The sequence below is a fragment of the Cycloclasticus sp. genome, from assembly GCF_019090545.1.
Classification (GTDB): Bacteria; Pseudomonadota; Gammaproteobacteria; order Methylococcales; family Cycloclasticaceae; genus Cycloclasticus; species Cycloclasticus pugetii.
In genome coordinates this window covers 12,216-32,944 of record NZ_JAHRVT010000047.1, presented here as the reverse complement: position 1 = coordinate 32,944, position 20,729 = coordinate 12,216, and the positions used below count along the sequence as shown (strand labels likewise).

The 20,729-nt window shown below is 39.8% G+C and carries 18 protein-coding genes, 1 tRNA gene and 1 riboswitch; of the genes, 12 read left to right on the top strand and 7 right to left on the bottom strand.

Annotated features, from left to right (window positions below; all coding sequences use genetic code 11):
• Positions 1 to 152 precede the first annotated feature (152 nt).
• From KUG63_RS10900 to KUG63_RS10885, 4 genes are all read left to right on the top strand, one after another.
• Positions 153 to 563 (top strand): MAPEG family protein, encoded by a 411-nt coding sequence (locus KUG63_RS10900; RefSeq protein ID WP_020162163.1) that lies wholly within the window; start codon positions 153 to 155, stop codon positions 561 to 563.
• Positions 564 to 670: 107 nt separating this feature from the next.
• Positions 671 to 1,516: an ABC transporter substrate-binding protein gene (locus KUG63_RS10895; protein ID WP_287555338.1), complete on the top strand. Its 846-nt coding sequence runs from the start codon at positions 671 to 673 to the stop codon at positions 1,514 to 1,516.
• 22 nt (positions 1,517 to 1,538) lie between these two features.
• Positions 1,539 to 2,540, top strand: coding sequence for a FecCD family ABC transporter permease (locus KUG63_RS10890; RefSeq protein WP_277642642.1), 1,002 nt, complete (start codon positions 1,539 to 1,541; stop codon positions 2,538 to 2,540).
• Positions 2,537 to 3,319 carry an ABC transporter ATP-binding protein gene (locus tag KUG63_RS10885; protein ID WP_277642641.1) on the top strand — a complete coding sequence of 261 codons (783 nt, stop codon included), beginning with the start codon at positions 2,537 to 2,539 and terminating at the stop codon, positions 3,317 to 3,319. Before KUG63_RS10890 ends, KUG63_RS10885 begins: the two co-directional genes overlap by 4 nt.
• 36 nt (positions 3,320 to 3,355) lie before the next feature.
• Here KUG63_RS10885 and KUG63_RS10880 read toward each other — a convergent pair whose 3' ends face one another.
• Complete coding sequence (locus KUG63_RS10880) at positions 3,356 to 5,179, bottom strand: TonB-dependent receptor domain-containing protein (protein ID WP_015005945.1); 1,824 nt, start codon at positions 5,177 to 5,179, stop codon at positions 3,356 to 3,358.
• A 110-nt stretch (positions 5,180 to 5,289) separates the two neighbouring features.
• Positions 5,290 to 5,497, bottom strand: a riboswitch (cobalamin riboswitch).
• 66 nt (positions 5,498 to 5,563) lie between these two features.
• Here KUG63_RS10880 and KUG63_RS10875 point away from each other — a divergent pair.
• From KUG63_RS10875 to KUG63_RS10840, 8 genes are all read left to right on the top strand, one after another.
• Complete coding sequence (locus tag KUG63_RS10875) at positions 5,564 to 6,211, top strand: response regulator (protein ID WP_016390669.1); 648 nt, start codon at positions 5,564 to 5,566, stop codon at positions 6,209 to 6,211.
• Positions 6,212 to 6,275: 64 nt separating this feature from the next.
• A tRNA-Leu gene (locus KUG63_RS10870) sits at positions 6,276 to 6,363 on the top strand.
• Positions 6,364 to 6,556: 193 nt separating this feature from the next.
• Entirely contained in the window at positions 6,557 to 7,777 is a 1,221-nt protein-coding gene (locus tag KUG63_RS10865) for a tyrosine-type recombinase/integrase (protein ID WP_287555335.1), read from the top strand.
• Between the two features lie 66 nt (positions 7,778 to 7,843).
• Positions 7,844 to 8,470, top strand: coding sequence for a hypothetical protein (locus KUG63_RS10860; RefSeq protein WP_016390695.1), 627 nt, complete (start codon positions 7,844 to 7,846; stop codon positions 8,468 to 8,470).
• A gap of 84 nt (positions 8,471 to 8,554) precedes the next feature.
• On the top strand, positions 8,555 to 8,749 hold the full coding sequence (locus KUG63_RS10855) for a helix-turn-helix transcriptional regulator (protein WP_287555334.1): 195 nt from the start codon (positions 8,555 to 8,557) through the stop codon (positions 8,747 to 8,749).
• 2 nt (positions 8,750 to 8,751) lie between these two features.
• On the top strand, positions 8,752 to 8,916 hold the full coding sequence (locus KUG63_RS10850; protein ID WP_162789638.1) for a hypothetical protein: 165 nt from the start codon (positions 8,752 to 8,754) through the stop codon (positions 8,914 to 8,916).
• A gap of 5 nt (positions 8,917 to 8,921) precedes the next feature.
• The gene (locus tag KUG63_RS10845) at positions 8,922 to 9,350 is read left to right on the top strand and encodes a hypothetical protein (protein WP_016390697.1); all 429 of its coding nucleotides are present in this window, start codon (positions 8,922 to 8,924) and stop codon (positions 9,348 to 9,350) included.
• A gap of 61 nt (positions 9,351 to 9,411) precedes the next feature.
• The gene (locus tag KUG63_RS10840; RefSeq protein ID WP_016390698.1) at positions 9,412 to 12,585 is read left to right on the top strand and encodes a type ISP restriction/modification enzyme; all 3,174 of its coding nucleotides are present in this window, start codon (positions 9,412 to 9,414) and stop codon (positions 12,583 to 12,585) included.
• Positions 12,586 to 13,324: 739 nt separating this feature from the next.
• Here KUG63_RS10840 and KUG63_RS10835 read toward each other — a convergent pair.
• The 6 genes from KUG63_RS10835 to KUG63_RS10810 form a co-directional block, all read right to left on the bottom strand.
• Positions 13,325 to 13,714: a hypothetical protein gene (locus tag KUG63_RS10835; protein ID WP_016390699.1), complete on the bottom strand. Its 390-nt coding sequence runs from the start codon at positions 13,712 to 13,714 to the stop codon at positions 13,325 to 13,327.
• A gap of 436 nt (positions 13,715 to 14,150) precedes the next feature.
• Entirely contained in the window at positions 14,151 to 15,866 is a 1,716-nt protein-coding gene (locus KUG63_RS10830; protein ID WP_287555331.1) for a putative bifunctional diguanylate cyclase/phosphodiesterase, read from the bottom strand.
• Between the two features lie 82 nt (positions 15,867 to 15,948).
• Positions 15,949 to 16,371, bottom strand: coding sequence for a response regulator (locus tag KUG63_RS10825; RefSeq protein ID WP_073024857.1), 423 nt, complete (start codon positions 16,369 to 16,371; stop codon positions 15,949 to 15,951).
• Between the two features lie 26 nt (positions 16,372 to 16,397).
• Positions 16,398 to 18,155 (bottom strand): CHASE domain-containing protein, encoded by a 1,758-nt coding sequence (locus KUG63_RS10820; protein ID WP_287555329.1) that lies wholly within the window; start codon positions 18,153 to 18,155, stop codon positions 16,398 to 16,400.
• Between the two features lie 88 nt (positions 18,156 to 18,243).
• Positions 18,244 to 19,206, bottom strand: a complete 963-nt coding sequence (locus KUG63_RS10815) for an alpha-L-glutamate ligase-like protein (protein ID WP_020932564.1) — start codon at positions 19,204 to 19,206, stop codon at positions 18,244 to 18,246.
• A complete protein-coding gene (locus KUG63_RS10810; RefSeq protein ID WP_287555325.1) occupies positions 19,203 to 20,726 on the bottom strand; it encodes an inactive transglutaminase family protein in 1,524 nt (507 codons plus the stop codon). The genes KUG63_RS10815 and KUG63_RS10810 overlap by 4 nt, the downstream gene beginning before the upstream one ends.
• Between the last annotated feature and the right edge of the window lie 3 nt (positions 20,727 to 20,729).

The window sequence follows — 20,729 nt, the reverse complement described above, 5'->3', positions numbered from 1 at the left end:
TTATGAAACCATCATGCCGTTAATCGCGGCATGATTAACTGGGAAAATAACTCCTAAGCAGGTTGTCCTAATTAGTGGAACCACTTCTATATCTGAATCACTATGTTGGTGAACAGTGATACAAACTAATAATAAATTTAGGAGATATAAATATGAGTAATGCAGTTGTAGCCTTAGGCGGGTTCGCGTTTTGGACCTTAATTCTTGTTTTATCGATAGCCACATTTCGTGCGGTTAGTGACCTTGTTCTTAAGCGCGGTATTCCTATAAACGGCTTTAAACCGGATGGCTCAGATGTACCGGGTTTTGGTCAACGATTAACCCGTGCACACTTAAACAGCCTTGAACTGCTACCGGTTTTTGCTGCCGTCGTATTAACGGCCTCTTTGGCGGGTCAAATGGCTTTATTGGAACCAACCGTTATGTACATTCTGTATGCTAGAGTGGCTCAATCTATCGTACATCTGATTTCTACTTCAGCTATTGCTGTGCTGATTCGCGGTATCTTCTTTGTTGTTCAAGTTGCATTATTAATCTCTTATATCTGGCAGATTATTATATAAGAAAGGTTACATTTTTTAGTGAGTCAACAAAAAGGCTAAACCTTATCTTCAGGTTTAGCCTTTTTTATATCCCTTGTTTTTTGTTAAATAGCCGTATAATTACTGGCATGCAATTGAAACAAACACAGCGACTTATCGCCTTTTTTATCAGCTTATTGATCAGCGTTAACGTACTAGCAAAACCTCAGCGGATTGTTTCGCTAAACCTATGTGCCGATCAGTTATTAATGGCACTATTACCGCCCGAGCGGTTAATTGCTATTACGCCATTAGCAGCCAACCCAGAAGCCTCTTATTTATACCAAAAAGCTGCTCAGTATCATCAACATAGTAGCCGTATTGAAGAGATTATGGCACTTAAGCCAGACTTAATTGTTGCTGGTGAATTTACCGCCCAACCAACTAACCAGCTACTTGAAGAGTTAGGTTATAAGGTGATCAAGTTAGGCTTACCTATTAACAGTGACGGCATTTTTCAGCAAGTGCGCTTTTTAGGTCAGCAAATTGGTGAACCTGCTCGTGCCGAGGCGCTTGTTCTGGCTATGCACAAACAGTTAGCTAACATTATTGGGGCACAAGATAAAAGGTCTCAACGAGCAGCTGTTTACTATGCCAACGGCTTTACCGCAGGCCAGCAGACTATCGTCAATGAAATTTTAACAATGGCGGGGCTAAGAAATATTGCTGCGGAGTTGAATTTAGATTATGTTGCCCCGCTATCGCTAGAATCTCTACTGGCATCAAAGCCAGACATTCTTCTATTAGGACGCTCCAATAAAAACACCAACAGCTTAGCGCACCAAATTTTGCAGCACCAGGCGATCGATCGGTATGCAGCGCTCAAACAGGTAAAAAGAATAACCATTCCTGATAGGTATTGGAGTTGTGCAGGACCGTCTAGTTTCGCTGCAGCGAGTTACCTACAGCAGCAATTATTAGCGCAACCCCTTTAATACACCCATGCAAACTCGCTTAATGACTAACCATAACGAAACCCGTTTAACAGCAACCTTATTAATGAGCCTGTTAGTGTTAATGGCATTGTCATTAATAATAGGTGAATTAAATATAAGCATTATCAATAGTTTAAAAAGCATTCTTAATAACGAATCTACATTAGAGTCTATTGTATTTGAAGAAATTCGTTTACCCCGCACACTACTCGCTGTGCTGATTGGCGCGTCATTAGGTTTATCCGGCGCGGCCTTACAAGGCATGGTTAGAAACCCTTTGGCCGAACCCGGTGTTATCGGCGTATCAAGCAGTGCCGCCTTGGGCGCAGTGATTGTTTTTTACTTTGGTTTAAGCGCTATTTTCCCCATGGCCTTACCGCTCGGGGGGATAGCCGGTGCTTTATTAGCGGTTGTTTTTCTGTACTTATTAACCGGTAAAAATAGCAGCATGCTCACCCTAATATTGGCGGGCGTAGCTGTTAGTAGCCTTGCAGCGGCCTTAACAGCGTTAGCGCTCAACTTATCGCCTAATCCCTATGCTTCTCTTGAAATATTTTTCTGGTTAATGGGCTCCTTAGCTGATAGAAGCTTTACACACGTTTGGTTGATTCTACTGCCAACCCTATTAGGCTGGTGGTTGATGTTAAAAGGACGGCGCGATTTAGATGTACTCTCACTGGGTGAAGACACAGCCCAATCCTTGGGCGTTAACTTAGCAAAGCTTAATCGACGTATTATTTTAGGCGTTGCCTTAGCAGTTGGCTCTGCGGTATCGGTAAGCGGTGGTATTGGCTTTGTAGGCTTAGTAGTCCCCCACTTACTGCGGCCACATGTAGGCTATCAGCCTGGGCGACTATTAATATGCAGCGCACTGGGTGGCGCTATATTACTATTAGCAGCCGATATGCTTGTTCGCTTAATACCGACGCAACAAGAACTTAAAATTGGCGTATTAACCGCCTTATTAGGCGCCCCTTTCTTTTTACATTTAATTTTAAAATCCAGACGAGAGTGGTTGTCATGAGTTTAGTGGCATCAAACATAGCTGTTAGTTTATCCGGCCACAGCATATTAAAAAATATGAGTATTCAGTTTCCAGCAGGAAAACTCACTGGATTAATTGGCCCTAATGGAGCCGGTAAATCCACGCTGATGCGTGCCTTAGCTGGTTTACTGCCGATTGAATCGGGTGTAATACGTTTGGCAGGCAAAGACATTCACGCCTTGCAAGCGCTTGAATTAGCGAAAGAAATAACCTATTTGCCGCAACTCGGCGAATGCCATTGGCCGTTAACCGTTGAACGGGTCGTTATGTTAGGCAGGCACCCGCATAATGATGGCCATCATGCAGACAATTTGAGTTTACAGGCAGTAGAAAAAGCTATTAAAGAAGTGGATATAGAACACCTAATCGGCCGCTCGGTGAATGAACTATCCGGCGGTGAGCGAGCACGGGTTATGTTAGCCCGAGCGCTGGCCACAGAGAGCCCTATTTTACTGGCAGATGAGCCGATCGTATCGCTCGACCCACGGCATCAAATTGAGGTTATGGCGTTATTGCAAACGCTGGCGAAAAAAGGAAAAACAGTCATTATCGTTTTACATGAACTGCACTTAGCGATGAGGTATTGTGAGAACCTTGTTTTACTGAATAACGGGGTAAAAACATCTGAAGGTATCGCCAACGATGTACTATCGATTGAGAACATGCAGGCCGTTTATGGTGTTGATGCAATATTTGGCGAGCACCAAGGTAGCCAATGGGTTTTACCTTGGCAGCATAAAAAAAGGGAGAAGGCATAGGCCCTCTCCCTAGTCCATTTAGAAACTCTAACGAGACTAATTAGCCGGTTGATAGCTTAATGAGAAAAACACATTCGCACCATCTGTGTTGTAACCCGCTACTGTTTCATATTCTTCATTAAATAAATTAGCAACTTTTACTTGTGCTGTTAAGTCTTTGTTTATTTTATAAGCACCTACTAAATCGACGGTGGTAAAACCGGCAAGACGGCGATTGTTTGCAACATCATCAAATCGACGGCCCGATACAAACACCTTACTTGCAAGGCTGAAATCACCAAATGCTTTATTAGCATTCAAGGTAAAGGTTTGTTCAGCACGTCTAGCCAACACATTACCATCGTTTACGCCGCCGCTTTTATTTTCAGGGTCAATCCAAGAAAACTGGCCATCGACATTTATTCCAGCAATATCAGTGGCTACTTGAAGCTCAAGCCCTTTTATCAACGCCTCGGAAATATTTTGAGGAACCCAGAAACTATCCAGCGCGATCAAGTCTTTAATTTTTGTGCGATAAGCACTGGCCGACCACGTAATATCTGCGTGTTTGCCCACTAAACCTAATTCAAAGGACTTAGAGCGCTCGGCATCTAGGCTAGGGTTTGCACCAAATGGAGAATAAAGATCAACAAGGGCTGGCGCAACAAAAGCTGTTCCAAACGATGCGTTTAAGCGTAAATTATTAGAAAGCGACGTACCCCAAGCAATGTTGCCCGTAGTATTGCTACCAAACTGCTCATTATCTTCATTTCTAACGGCTATTTGGTAAGAATGCGCACCATATTCACCTAATAATTGAGCAAAAACGGCATTGCTATGACGATTGGTTTCTGTGAAGCCACCCGATTCTTTTATTTTGTCATCTTCGTAGTCATAACCTAACACCAACACGTGTTCATCATTAATTTGAAAGTCATTTTGCAGGCTAAAATGGTCCTGTTGATTATCAGCAAAACTGGTTGCAAATGCTCCTTCGTTATCAGCCTCAATTCTGCCTTGGCTTAAGGTTGCTTTTACAGTCCATCTATCTGACACATCAGCCGTCAACTTAGCACCAAAGGTATGTTGCAAAAAGTCCGTTGTGTTGAAATAACCATCGTATTCACTTTGCCCCTCACTGTATAAGCTAAAAAACTCTAGCTCAGCAGAGTTTGCAAAGCGGTGCCCTGCTCTAATAGAGGCATTAGTGTTTCTATAAGCATCGTCGTCAGGCTCGGTAGCGAAACAACCAATGAACAATGTGCCGCTTCGACCATCACAACTGTTAAAACCATTTGTTTCTGTATAGCCGCCGCTTAAGCTATACCAGTTAGATGCATCTCCACCAGAAATGCCAAAGGTGGTTTCTTTCGTATCATGCGTACCAAAACCAACCGAAAGATGAGGTGTTAGCTCACCGGTGCCCTTTTTAGTGAAAATTTGAATTGTTCCACCAATAGAACCAGAGCCATATAAGCTTGATTGCGGCCCACGCACTAACTCAATACGCTCAATTTGGTTAAGTGGAATATGCTCAATTTGAGGCGCACCAAAGGCATTCGTTGCCAATTTAACGCCGTTCAATAAAACCTGGGTGTGATTAGACTCTGTACCGCGTAAAAATAATGACGTTTGCTTGCCTAAACCACCTGTGTTGGCAATCGTTACGCCAGGAAGCCCTGAAATAGCCTCTGCAACCGTTTTATATTGATACTTTTCGATCTCTTCTTTGGTCACAACTGAGACAGAGGCTAATGTTTCATCAGCCGTTTGCGTCGTACGTGTAGCCGTCACAATAAGCGCATCATCACTGGCGAATACAATTGAAGGAGCAAAAGGTAGAACGGCGGCAACACTTGCAGCCAAAAGAGTTTTTTTCATGAGATTTCCTCGTTAGAAGGCGCAGCCCCGCGCCAGTTAAAAGACGCACGTGAGGAAATGTGATGAAGTTGAAATAGAGTAAACAACGTCAGCCCAGTTGCCCACCCGCAACGTACCGGTTTGCCTTTGGCAGGTCTCCGGGCTCATAAGTGGCTAATGTTCTGTTAACCGATGTATCGCCTTCCCATGTTTTGACACAGTGGCTGTTGATACATGTTACTTATATACCGTTGCGGGGGCAGCGTTGGGTTTGATTAAATCGTACCAACTTCCCTTTTAATTAGGCAAAGGCCTAATACCAAAAAGCGTGGGCATTATCTTTGATTTAGTCTATGCTAGTCAAGATGAGCGCTAGGTTAATTAATTGAAGAAAATCAATATCTAATGAATTCGAATAGTATTAAGGTTCTACTTGTTGACGATCATGAGTTAGTTAGAAGTGGTATAGAGCACATCTTGCAATCTGACCCGGATATTGAAGTTGTGGCGATTGGCTCATCGGGTGAAGAAGCCGTTAAATTAGCCGAACAACTCAAGCCAGACGTTATCCTAATGGACTTAAATATGCCGGGTATAGGTGGCGCCGAAGCGTTGAAACGAATATTAAGGCGCGAACCCAGTTCTAAAATTATTGCCCTAAGTGTGTATGACGATGGCCCTATCCCGCATCAGGCTATAAAGTTAGGTGCTAAAGGTTATATCAATAAAGGCTGCGCGGTTAATGAAATGACAAGCGCGATTATGTCGGTTTACCAAGGTAAAAACTACCTGTCCTCTGCAGTGGCAACCAACTTAATCTTCAGTGGGCAAGAACCAGAAAAGAATGTTTTTAGCCAGTTAAGCAGTAGAGAGTTACAAATAGTAACAAAAATTGTTGATGGCCACAGAATTGCAGATATTGCCAATTCATTATCGATCAGCCCCAAAACAGTTAACACGCATCGCTATCGAGCACACGAAAAACTAGGCGTTTCTAACGATATCGAACTTGTTAAATTGGCCATTAATGAAGGTCTGCTAAAAAATTTATAAATTTATAATAATTTCCACTCGTCATTATCGTCATCATAGGGTAAAATTCGCGCTCAATTTGATTGCCTGGGTGGTGAAATTGGTAGACACACGGGACTTAAAATCCCGCGACCTTAACAGTCGTGCCGGTTCGATTCCGGCCCCAGGCACCATTTGATAGTTTCAAGAAGTCCCAGACAACCCCGAACACTAGATGTTACGGGGTTTTTTATTGCTTTCAATTCTCAAGGTGCTTTATAGTGTTTCAAGAAATACCCCCAACACACGGGGTATTAGTGGGGGTATGTCGAAATTCGTATCAAAAAATACCCCCAAATTATGACGCATTAGACAGGAGCAATTAACATGCCTCTTAACGCCTTAATTATCAAAAGTGCCAAGCCAAAAGATAAGAAATACCGCTTATCCGACAGCGGTGGTTTATACATGGAAGTAACGCCAAGTGGAGGTAAGTTATGGCGCATGAAATACCGCTTTTTAAAGAAAGAAAAGTTACTTTCTTTTGGAGCCTTTCCGATAGTAACGTTGAAAGAAGCTCGATTGTATAGAGATGAAGCCAAGAGCTTATTATCAAAAGGCATTGACCCTAGTGTCGTTAAGAAAGAATTAAAAGAAAGTAAGCTTGCAGCATCCAAAAATAGTTTTAAAGCCGTTACGCAAGAATGGATAAGTAAAAACAGCACGAAATGGTCAAGCAGCAATACGAACAACGTATCGAAGCGACTTGAGCAGCATGTTTTTCCCCATATTGGAAATAAGAGCATTTCAACTATTACGGCCCCTGACCTTTTAACGGTTATAAACCGTATAGAAAAAACAGGTACCATTTATACAGCCCATAAAACATTGCAAAATTGTGGGCAAGTGTTTCGCTATGCAATGGCAACGGCAAGATGCACCACCGACCCCACCACCGCATTAAAAGGAGCTTTACCACCCACTCAACCAAAACACCATGCCAGCATTACCGACCCAAAGAAAATTGGCGCATTGCTTAGGGCCATTAATGGGTATGAAGGAAACTTTATTACTCAATGTGCTTTAAAGCTTGCACCGCTTGTTTTTGTCCGCCCTGGTGAATTGCGCCATGCTGAATGGCAAGAAGTGGATATAGAAAAAGCAGAATGGCGAATTCCTGCCGAAAAAATGAAAATGAAGGCGGTACATATCGTGCCATTATCAAAACAAGCGATTGCCATATTAGAGGATATTTACACCGTAACAGGTCATGGGAAATATGTATTCCCTAGCGTCAGAACAAACACACGGCCCATGTCAGAAAACACTGTAAACGCAGGTCTAAGACGTTTAGGTTATACCAAAGAAGAAATAACAGGCCACGGTTTCAGAAGCATGGCCTCTACCCTGCTAAACGAACAAGGCTGGCATTGGGATGCCATAGAAAGGCAGTTAACCCATGCAGAAAGAAACAGTATTAGAGCCGCTTATAACTATGCTGAACACCTACCCGAGCGAATCAAGATGATGCAGCACTATGCTGATTATTTAGATGGATTAGCTAATGGGGCTGATATCGTTTCAATAAATAAGAACCGAAAAACCTAGCGTTTCAATATTGTGAAAAAAACTCTAATAACTCGCAAAGTAGGCAAAAAGAAACAACATACTTCCATGTTTAATAAGGAAGAAGTTAAAACGGAAACTCTAGAAGAGTTTTTTTCTGGACTCAAATCCATAAAAACTGCAAAGGACCATATATTTGACTATATAGATTCATCGGTAACTTTTTTTGAAGACTATCTTAAAGAAAAAGAGTTACCGCATATTTACCCTAAGTGTTATGAATACGAAATTGAAGGGAGTAATGGAGGTGCGCATTTGCCTGAAATATTAAAATATATAACTCAAGATAAAGGAATTAAATTACAACCAGAATGGTATGCTGCTTCATTCATACAGCGCGCTCATGAACTACGCGAATGGATTGAAAAAGGCGATATTTTTGAAGCAGTTCAATGCGCTTTACATCTTGAAAAAGATAGATCGGATTTTAACCTCAGCAACCTTGAGCCAAAAATTTTAGCTGGGAAATCCAGAGTATCTGAGGCATCTAAAATGAAAATGAAAACGGCCACTAAGAACCAGTCTCTAGCAAAACCTATTTTTAATTCATTTATTGAGAAAGACTTTTCAAAATCGAGAGCTGCGCTACATACAGCAAAAAGATTGAAGAAAGACCACGGTATTAATGTTCCCAAAAGTACAATTTTAGACTGGAGAGGTAAAAAACTTATATAAAGCCAACGAGACCGTTCACGCCGTTGGAAAAGCATACGCCATTATTGCCTTGACTTATTACAAAGCCCTAAGGAGGCATAAGACATGGCAAACCAAATCATTAAATTATCTATTGTAATTGCAATAACCGGTTTAAGTGGTTCATCAATATACAGACTCGCTGCAGACAATCAATTCCCAAAACCTATAAAGTTATCTAGCCGTTCTAGTGGCTGGCTTAAAGCCGAAATTGATGACTGGTTAGAAGAGCGCATTAAAGATTCAAGAAAGGAGGCTTAATCATGTCTTCAACCACAAAGCGTATTTCATTACGCGCCTCTATAAATGCCCACTGTAAAGATTGCCTATACGACCCCAAAGAAAAAGGCACGTGGCGAAAGCAAGTTGAACGGTGCACGATAACGCAGTGCCATTTGCATCCCGTTAGACCAAAGCCAATTAAGTAATCATCATGGCTAAAAAAAACGCCCTACCTTTTGATAGTAGACGTGGAAGCATTACCAATTCAAGGTATTTGCTAGAGTCTGAAGCTTACATCGGCTTAACAGCTCAAGCCAAAACCCTAATGACGTTAATGCAACTACATTGGCGAAATGACAAGCCGGTAGATTACGGAATCAGGGAAGCACAAGCAAAAATACCTTGCTGCAACAAAACAGCCAGCAAGTGTTTTTATGAACTTGAGCGCAACGGTTTTATACGGTGTATTGAACAGTCTATATTCAGCACAAGAATCAAAAGCAAATCACGAACATGGCAACTTTTATGGATGCCCTACAAAGGCAACCCACCAGAAAACGATTGGGATACTATCAATGCCAATAAAAATGCCATTATCAAAAAGGCAGCCAAACACCGAGAGAAACTGGCCTCTAACTAGAACCAATTATGATAGAGTTTAGCGAATAAAATCATAAAAAGCCGATACAAGGACAGCATCAGTGCAACCATTAATTTCTGATTATTTAGAACGCATCAACACACGTTACCAAACCGGTATTTCACGTGAACACGCCTACCGAGGCGATTTACAGTATTTATTAGAACATCTATTAACCGATGTTCTAGTAACCAACGAACCAGCACGCATTGATTGCGGCTCACCTGATTACATTCTCACCAAAAATGATATTCCCGTTGGATTTATAGAAGCCAAAGACATTGGCAAACCGCTAGACAGCAAAGAGTATAAAGAGCAATTCGACCGTTACAAAAAATCACTCAGTAACCTAATCATCACTGATTACCTAGATTTCCAGTTTTACCTGGATGGTGAAAAAGTAACCAGCATAACCCTGGCAACAATAGACGAACACAACGTAATAAATCCCTGTGCGGAAAACTTCAAACATTTTGAAGACTTAATCAAAAGCTTTGCCACCCATGTAGGGCAAAACATAACATCGCCAACCAAGCTATCAAAAATGATGGCAGGCAAAGCCAAGCTATTAGCCAACATTATTGAACAAGCCCTAAAAAGCGATACCAACCATGAAGCAGACAGTACGCTTAAAGACCAAATGGAAGCCTTTAAATCCATTTTAATACACGACATCACCAACAAAGAATTTGCCGATGTATACGCGCAAACCATCGCTTATGGTATGTTTGCAGCAAGGCTACACGACAAAACACTCAACACCTTTAGCCGCCAAGAAGCAGCCGAGCTAATCCCCAAAAGTAACCCCTTTTTACGCAAGCTGTTTCAATACATAGCCGGTTATGACTTAGATGACCGTATCGTATGGATTATTGACTCATTAGCCGATATTTTTAGAGCCACTGATGTAAACAAAATACTCAGAAACTTTGGCAAAGCAACACGGCAGCAAGACCCCATTATTCACTTCTACGAAACGTTTCTTGCCGAATACGACCCAAAACTACGCAAAAGCCGTGGCGTTTGGTACACCCCTACCCCGGTGGTTAATTTTATCGTTAGAGCGGTCGATGACATATTAAAAACCGACTTCAACCTAAAAGATGGTCTAGCCGATACCAGTAAAACAACCATAGAAATTGATACCGTTTACGTAGCAGGCCGTGGCAAAAACAAAGCCACCAAACAAGCCAAACAAAAAAAGGACGTTCACAAAGTACAAATTTTAGACCCTGCAACAGGAACGGGAACCTTTTTAGCCGAAACCATAAAACATATTCACGACAGCCATTTTCAAGCCGTACAAGGCGCATGGAGCCAATACGTAGAACAAGACTTAATACCACGTATAAACGGCTTTGAAATACTCATGGCATCGTATGCAATGGCTCACCTAAAACTAGAGCTATTACTTGAAGAAACAGGCTATAAACCCGTTAAAAATCCACGCCTTAACGTCTATTTAACCAACTCGCTAGAAGAACACCATCCCGATACAGGCACGCTGTTTGCAAGCTGGCTATCTAACGAGGCCAGCGAAGCCAATTACATAAAACGCGACACCCCCGTCATGGTGGTTATGGGCAACCCGCCCTATTCTGTTAGTAGCAGCAATAAAGGCGATTGGATTAACGATTTATTAGTCGATTATAAAAGAGACCTAAACGAAAAGAACATACAGCCGCTATCAGACGATTACATAAAATTCATTCGTTATGGCCAGCACTACATAGAAAAAAATGGTGAAGGCGTACTGGCCTATATCAGCAACAACAGCTTTATAGATGGCGTAATACACCGCCAAATGCGTAAGCATATTTTAGAAACCTTCGATACCGTTTATATTTTAGATTTACACGGCAATAGTAAAAAACAAGAAACAGCCCCTGAAGGCAGTAAAGATGAAAATGTATTCGACATTATGCAAGGCGTGTCGATTAATATTTTTGTCAAAACAGGTAAAAAAGCTAAAGGTGAATTAGCAAAAGTGTTTCATTCAGACTTATTTGGCTTACGCCAAAGCAAGTACGACACATTGCAGGCTAATGATATACGCTCGATAAAGTGGCAACAAATTGAATATAGAACACCTGAGTATTTCTTTGTTCAAAAGGATTTGGAGTTACAAAAAAACTACGAAAACAATATTTCTGTTAACAAGTTAATGCCTCACTTTTCAAGTGGTATTAGTACGCATAGAGATAAGCTAGTAATTGATATTGAAAAAACGAGTTTGATTAGCCGAATCAAAAAATTTTACGATACTGAGTTAAGTGACCACGAAGTTTCAACACAACTAAAAATTAAAGATAACAGAGATTGGAAAATAATAGAGGCGAGAGCACAAGAAGAACTAAATACTTCTAAAATACAAACTATTGAATACCGCCCTTTTGACACAAGACACATTTACTACGAAGCCAGTCTTATAGACTTTTGTAGGAACGAAGTAATGCAACACTTCATTGATAAAAACAATTATTCGTTTAATTGTTTAAGGCAATCCAGAGGAAATGATGCAGGTACTTTTTTTGTATCCAATAAACTTATAGGTAAGGATACCGTTTCATTGCTAGACCGTTGCTCCTGCTTCCCTCTTTATATCTATCCAACTAACGACAAGCTAAAATCAAAACGAATCCCAAACATGGAAACCTCAATCATTGCGAAGGTAGCCCAAAAACTAAACCTTGAATTTACTGACGAAAAACAACCCAAAAAAGGCACCTTTGCACCCATAGACGTACTGGACTATATCTATGCGGTTTTACACAGCCCTAGCTATCGAAACACGTACAAAGAGTTCCTTAAAATGGACTTCCCACGCGTGCCTTATCCGAATATCAATACCTTTTGGGATTTAGTCGCTTTAGGGGGCGAATTACGTCAATTACATTTATTAGAAAGTTCTTTATTAAACAAGCCTATTGCCAGTTACCCCATAGCCGGTAATAACGAGATTACGCGCAAATTTACCAAAACAAGCATTGGTTACGAAGCAGTAAGCGATACAGCAGGTAAAGTATGGATTAATGACGAACAGTATTTTGATAACGTGCCACTACTCGCATGGGAATTTTATATAGGCGGCTATCAACCTGCACAAAAATGGTTAAAAGATCGCCACGGTAGAACGCTTAATCTTGATGATATTCGCCATTATTTAAACATTGTTACCGCTTTAGTAGAAACAGATCGTTTAATGAAAGAAATTGACCAAATAGGAGTGCATTAAAATTAACCCTACCGGTGTATATTTGCCTGTTCTAAGCCGTTAGAGGTGTAAATATGATGCCTCTAGTAAACCTAAACATGCCACAAGTGTATAAATGACACCTCAACAACAAAAAATCAACAACTTACACAAGCCTAGACAGGTCATATATACACCACACCTACATAACCATGAGTATGTCATTAATTAAAAGCGATAAAGAGATTTTCATATAGCTGGTAGGGGCGGTCTAAATCTCTATGCTTTAATAGATAAACGACCGACGGATTAATAATATTTTTACGTTGGCATTAAAGAGGTAGGGGGGTATAAATCTCTACAAATTGAAGCATAAGCGACCGACGTACTCTATCTATATTCAGACGCGGTAGTTTTGGATGGGGGGTATTAAAAAGGCACTCCTAGCCACTTGTTCAAGAAACGGGTAATTGGTGCCCTGTTTTTAATGAGTTTCTACGCTTTTATGGCTCTCGACAGCATGTTTTGATGAGCAAACATAAAGCTTTATATATCAGTATTTTAAAGATTATTTCGTATTTTCTGCTTGAGATAAAACTAGCAGGCCAACAAACATGCTCAACAAAGTTATTTAAGTATTACCAAAGTAGGGGTTTTGATGGAGACCTTAAAAAGGTACTGTGTGACACTTAAAACATTGCGGACAAAGAGGCGCACTTTTTTTACAGCCTTGTCAGGCTATAGGGGGTTCCGCTAAACATCTGTAGCTATGATTACGTTGTTACATCTTACATTTGCCATAATCAATCCTCCCCCATTCCAGTAATGTATCAACTAATTTGTCCAATACTTTGTAGCCCTCGAGTTCATCATCCCACCAACGATAAATAATGTGGCCCACCCCTCTTGCTAATTTAATTTCTTGAAAGGCACCATCACACCCAACAATTTCACTCGGTAGAACCGGAAGTTTAGAGTGCTCTAATTTTGTGATAACGGCCTGGACTTCATCCTCAGAAATAATACGATTGACTTCATTTTCGGAATACATGCCGTAAACACCCTTTAAAACCCAATTATTATTGTGCTTTTTTAATTCCAAACTTGTTGATGCTTGAGGAAAATCAGTCGGATTGATTTTGTAACTTATCGTGAAATTATTATTTTTCATTAAACGTCATCATGTTATTGAAAAAAAAGTTAATTTAAATAATAACTCATATATGAAAATATACTTATTTTCTATCAATAACCTTCATTAAACGGGGGTATTTCTGGGGGTATGTCGAAAATTAAAGAAATTAGATGCCTTTTGTATTATGGCTTGGAGAGATTTTCGCGGTTCCGGCCCCAGCACCATTTATATCAAGGCCTCAGCACTTAATCGTGCTGGGGCTTTTTTATTGCAGTTTCGGATAAACACTCTATTGAAAAAGATAGTCAACACCCTAGCAGGTGCGTAAATATATATTACTTAAAATTATTCTTTAGGCTAAGTAAGAAGACTATGATGACTTCAGCCCGTTTGATGAAAGCGTACTTCCTGAATTAAAACTTTTGCTGAGTACAAAAAGCTTAAGATGTTTAATTAATGACGGTATAAAGTTTTACAGCACTTTTTTGTTATTTAGTTGTAAATATTTCCGTTCAAACACATCAACTGGCAGTGCTTTATCAAAAAAGTAGCCTTGAACTTTATCAACGCCTAAATTTATACATAAATCTAAATCATCCTGTGTTTCAACACCTTCGGCAACAATTTGAAGCTTTAAAGATTTAAGCATGACAATTAAACCTGATAATAATTTTTTCACTTTTTCTGTTGAGAAATAACTAGGCATTAAAGATTTGTCTATTTTTACAATATCAATAGGAAAGCTATGTAAGTGCGACAATGAAGAAAAGCCAGTACCAAAGTCATCCAGTGATATTTTGCAACCTAAATCACTGATTGCTTGTATTATTTTCACCGTTTTTTCTGGTTCAACAATTAAGGCTGTTTCTGTTATTTCAAATTCAATTAAATTGGCATCGACATTATATTGTTTTATACAGTCCTGAATGACGTCGATTACACTGTCATTTGTTAACTGTACCGCTGATAAGTTAATAGCCATAGTAATTGATTGCGAATGGTTTAGATTTAAATCACTTAATCGTTTTATCGCTTGTTCAATCACCCATTGACCAATATCTAAAATTAACCTAGATTTTTCAGCAATAGGTATAAACTTATCTGGGCTTATTGCTACACCATCGACTTCCCAGCGAATTAATGCTTCTACCCCTGTTAACTGTTGAGTCTTTGGATCCATAACAGGTTGGTAATGCAGGTTAAAATGTTTATTTTTAAGCGCTTCTTTTAACTGATTTTCAATATGAAAATTCGATAAAAACTCTACTTGCATTGCTTCTTCGAAAAACGAAAATTGATTACGCCCTTTGCTTTTAGCTTTATACATTGCTATATCAGCGTATTTAAATAGTTCTTTTGGGTTAACGCTATCATCTGGAGAAATGGAAATACCAATACTCGCTGCTGAAGTGATGATGTGATTATCAATCGTAAATGGCTCACTTAATGCATCTATAATACGTTGTGCAACATGCGTGGCATTATTAGCTGAGTTTATATTGGTTAAGGTTATTGCAAATTCGTCACCACCAAGACGAGCAAATAATTCATTTCCTCTTAAGCAACGATGTATTCGGTTGACTACTTCTATTAATAAGCTGTCACCAATGTCATGTCCATAATTATCGTTAACGTATTTGAAATGGTCGAGGTCAATTAATAATAACGCGAGCGTTGTTTTATTTCTTTCGTTACTTTTTAAATCATTACTCAAAGATTCATCAAAATGATAACGGCTGGATATGCCAGTTAAACTATCTTGTTCTGCAAGTTCTTTAGTGTGTTGATAGCTTTGATAGAGACGTTTTTCTAGATCAGCTCTCGCATGTGAATTAACAATGGCTCTTTGTAATCGAAAAACGTTTATTTCAGTTTTCACAAGGAAATCTTGCGCGCCTGCGTTAATACAGTTAAGCGCTAGCTCGTCGTCTTTTGACGTGCTCATCATTATAACTGCGACGTCATGTCGTTCATGGGCGTTTCTTAGCTCAACTAATAACTCAATACCATTACGTTTTGGTAAGTTATAATCGAGTAAAACGGCATCAAATTCCATTTTTTTTAGTTGTTCAAGTGCTTCATCTACTGACTCTACACCCGTAATGTCACTGGTTATATTGCTGCGCCTTAAAGTCCTTGTAATAAGCTCTCTGTCAACAATATCATCATCAACTATTAGTATATTCATATCTTGACACGCTTTCCAAAGTTAACCAGCTATTAAAATCAGTGTAGTTGCTATGTTTTATATTATTTGGTTTTATTGTCTTTCATTTAGGTAATTGGACAATTTTCCAATAACTATCTAAAACATTCACAATGTCTAAAAACTTTTCGCCTGAATCGCCTTTTATAAAATATCCTGCGATATGTTGTTTGTAGCTTGATAACATATCTTCTTCAGATTTAGAGGTTGTTAATACAAAAACTACTAAATCAGACAAGGCCTCATCAGCTCGTAACTGTTTTAAGAATTCAATACCGCCCATTCGTGGCATTTGTAAATCAAGTAAGATGATCAATGGGCGAGATACTTTATTGCTTCTTAATAACTCTAATGCCTCTATACCATCGTAAGCTCTAACGATTGGGTTGGCGATGCGTTGTTTAAGAAAGCCCCGCTCAATTGTCATGGCATCGATATCATCATCTTCAACTAATAATAAGGTTACGTCTTTTGAGTTAGTCTTCATAGTTTATCCTTCCATAATGTCAATATTTATGAATTTGATAGTGGCCAATAAATAGATATCTTTGTTCCGTGTTTACCATCAGAAGTAATTAATATCTTGCCTTTGTAATGTTCGACAATTCGTTTAATCATCGCTAATCCCATACCGCTACCTTCCACTTTATCTCTCGGCTTTAATGTTTGAAACATTTCCAGTGCTTTATCATGAAACTCTAATGGAATGCCCGGGCCATCATCCTCAACGATAATAATATGGTAGTCTGGATTGCTTTCATACAAGACATTAATAGCACCACTTTTACTTTCATGATGTTTTATTGCATTTGAAATCAAGTTTCTGAGTACTATTTCTAAGGGTGTTTTAGGGATAGCTATTTCTACATCTGGCGCAGATAATGTAAATCCCTCTGTTTTATCCTGCATTGAAAACACATCTGTGCTGATATCTTTTAAGTTTACAGGCTCATTTTTAAATTTATTGCGATTAATACGTGAGTATTCAAGAAGGTCATCCAGTAACCTCATCATACGGTCAGTACGTTGAGTCAATAACGCTAAGTGCTTTTTTGATTCGTCAGGAATAATATTTTGGCAGTCTTCAGTTATCCATTCAACGAGGTTTTTGATCGCATTGAGAGGCGATTTAAGATCATGTGAGGCAACATATGAGAACTGTTCTAAATCACTATTTGATTTTTCTAAAGTAAGTGTTTTTTCTTTTAGGGCTTGAGTTATTTTATCGGCATAGGCTAGTGCTTCGCGATTAGCTTTAGTTAATAATAAAAAGAGTGTGAGTAATAAGGCATCGATTACTAAGCCGCCAATTAAGATGAATGCGGATTGGTTTGACGAAAATTCATTTCTAAAGGCCAAATTTGATTGAATTGAAAAAGTCCATACTCGGCCATATAACTCGACATGTTCTTCTTTGCTAAACAGCGGATCCTGATCTAGGTTCTCAAGGCTTCTGTCAGCATGATCGTCAAATAACAATTGTCCGTTATCATGTATTTGAATACTGACATGCCTATATTTTTCAGCCAAGGTGCCTTGCATAAGGTTTTTCATAATGAACGGGGCGTACGTCACACCCTCAATTAACGCTCTTCGTGATTCAAGGTTGTCTGGCTTAGCACCATTTTCATAAAAGGGTGTGTAGAATAAAAACCCGGGCGTTTTTTTTGCGTCTTGTACTAGGGTAATTGGTCCTGTTAACTGCGCCTGCCCTGAATCACGTGCTTTTTGAATGGATACATAGCGATTCTTCTCAAAAGCCATATCAAGGCCTATCGCTTTTTGATTCGGTAATGCGGGTTCAATATAGGTAATGGGCCAATATTCAGATTCATGATGCTTAGGGTGTATGCTGAAATGTGGCCTAAGTTCTCGCTGTTTTAGTAGATAACTATCCAGTTGAGGTGGTTGGATATTATAAATAACACCAATCCCATTAATGCCAGGATAGGTAGCGTCTATTTTAAGGCTCCGTGAATAAGATAGCCATGTTCTATAGGTAATCGGTGTATCAACTGCATCAATGAATGCGACACTGCTCCAAAGTGCATTTTCATAAAGCTTCATTCTTTCTTTTACTGAGTTAACAACTTGCTCTGCATTACGATGAAATTTAGTTTCAAGTTTTTGATTAAGTTGCAACCTAGAAAATTGCCAAGCTGTAAAAGTTAGTACAATAGAAAGCAATACAATTAACCAATGCACTAAATGCATTTGCCCTGCTTGTATTAACTTCTCTCTTTGTATGATTTTTTTTTCGGGTTCTACCATTTATTTAAACTCTGTAATGGTTACATATTAGTTATTTGCTGGGTGCTTCAATGTCATTACCTGTTGTTTTTAAATATATAGTACAGGGTTAGGCGTTGCGTAGGGAGTTAGCAAACCATTGTTTTGCTAGCGCGATGCGCGCCTCAACGTCATGTGTCATAGCTAATATATGTTGATCGATATGTTGAAGTCGTTTGGTTAAACCGGTTTGGTTTGCAACCTGAATAGCGAGGCCTGGGCGAGCATTGAGTTCTAAGATCATAGGGCCTTTATTTTTATCCAATACAATATCAGCGCCAAAGTAACCCAAGCCGACCATTTCATAACAATGAGAGGCGAGCTGTAAAATATGGTCCCAGTTAGGAATTACTAGCTGATCAAAGCTAAACCCAGTGTCTGGGTGCTTTTCAATTTTAATATTATTTTGCACTGCGAAAAGGCTTTTTCCTGTGTTTATATCAAGCCCTACCCCGACGGCACCTTGGTGTAAGTTCGCTTTGCCATCTGATGCATGGGTTGAGCAACGAAGCATGGCCATAACAGGGTATCCTTTATAAACGATAACTCTTATGTCTGGAACGCCTTCATAGCTGTACGGTGAAAAAATAGGGTCGAAAACAATCATGTCTTCGATCATGACAACATCGGGGCGGCCACCCAAACTATACAAACCGCTTAATATATTGGTGGCATGATGTTTTAAGTCCCTTAGTTTAAGCGAGGGGCCACTGGATTTGATGTATTGATCGTCTACACGTTCGGCTATGACTAAAATGCCTTTTCCACCACTGCCCTGCGCTGGTTTAATAACAAACTGGTCTCGCCCACTAAGTTGGTTTTCTAATGTTTGTATGTCATGTTGATTATTAATAACAGCAAAAAGTCGAGGCACAGACATGCCAAATTTTTCAGCGAGTCTTTTAGTTTTTAGCTTGTCATCTACTAATGGAAAAAGACGCCTGTCATTTGAACGGCCGATATAATCAATGTTTCGGCTGTTCATACCAAGGATGCCAAGTTCCCTTAGTTTTTTAGGCGATACCCACTTCATTCAGTGTGGCCAAAAGCACGAAAACGATACAGTTCAAACAAGCGATAACCAGTGTATTTACCTAATAATAAAACAATGCCCAGTAGGCTGATCATTAACTCGGGGAAATTAAAGGTAAGGTGCTCTACCATCGACATTGACATGGTTAAGTAAACCAAAATGGCCGCTAATAGGCTCCCGCCTCCTTGTACTAAGACTTCGTGCGCGCCCTCTTCTTCCCATAAAAGTGACATTCTTTCGATAGTCCAAGCAAGAATAATGGTTGGGAAAAAGGTGATTGTTAAAGCCTGGTGAAAGCCAAGTTTATAACTAATAATACTTAAACCTGCCATTAATAGAATAACCACGATGACCACAGCGGTTATTCGTGCTACTAATAATAAATTGAGGTAAGACAAATAATAGCGTATCCATAAGCCGAAGCCGACCACGGTAAGGAAAATACCCAATCCCACTAAGAGTGAGGTTTGAATAAAGGCGAGTGCAATCAGAATAGGCATAAAGGTGCCAGATGTTTTTAAGCCAACCAGTATTCGCAGTAAAACGATGATTAAAGCACCCACTGGTATCAGTAATAAGCCCTTAAAAATACCTTGTTGCTCTACAGGTAGAGCATAAATTGAAAAATCTAATAAGGGTTGTTCTTCAAGATGCCCTTCCATGAAAAGGATGGATTTAAGAGGTAATGTGTTTTTTACTAACGCAAACTCAATGGACGAGTTGCGCCCTCCAATGACGTCTAATATTGAGGTGGAACCGTGTTGCCAAACAAAAAAGTTATCCGGCAGCCCTTCAGCACCTGTTGTAGGGTCAAAAATTAACCAGCGATCGCCAGCGACTATTTCAACAAGGCTGCTGATACGCTGTCGACGTCGACCATCTTCCAAGAAAATGCCTTTAATGAGTTGTGCTGGAATGTTGGCATAAGCTAGAACATCCATAACCACATCTAGATGTACGCCACCATAGCTCGACAAAAGAAAGCTCATGTCTGGGTCGGGTTGCGGCAGGTTGATACTGTCGAATAATATAGTGGAAAACTCTGCGGGCGTTGTCGATTTTGTCTTTAAGGATTCGACCACCTTTTCCATCACCTCTTCATTCGTGGTGGTTAAAATAGGCAGCTCAACATTAGGGACAACTCGGTCTGTGAGCGCCCTGTCTCGCATACGATAAACTTGTTTTTTATAAAACAAGGTCGTAGCCCGCTCCATTGTTTCGCGTGTCCAATGTGCTCGTCTATGACCGTTTTGTTCAGTCACTGAAAAATTAAAGCCAGATGAGGCAAAGTGGTCGTCTAAAGACACCCAACCAGCATCTTCTTCAGGTAAGGTTAGCGCTATTTGAACAGGCCCTTCATGTAGGGGTTTAAGGTTTATTTTGGATTCTATTGTCCAAACATCTTCTCTAATACCCGGTAAAAGCGGGAACCCTAACACTATATTTTTGTACAAGGTCAAGCCAAGACCGAGCAGGATCATAAATAGCGCGATGATGGTGATTTTATGTGTAGATGACAAGTT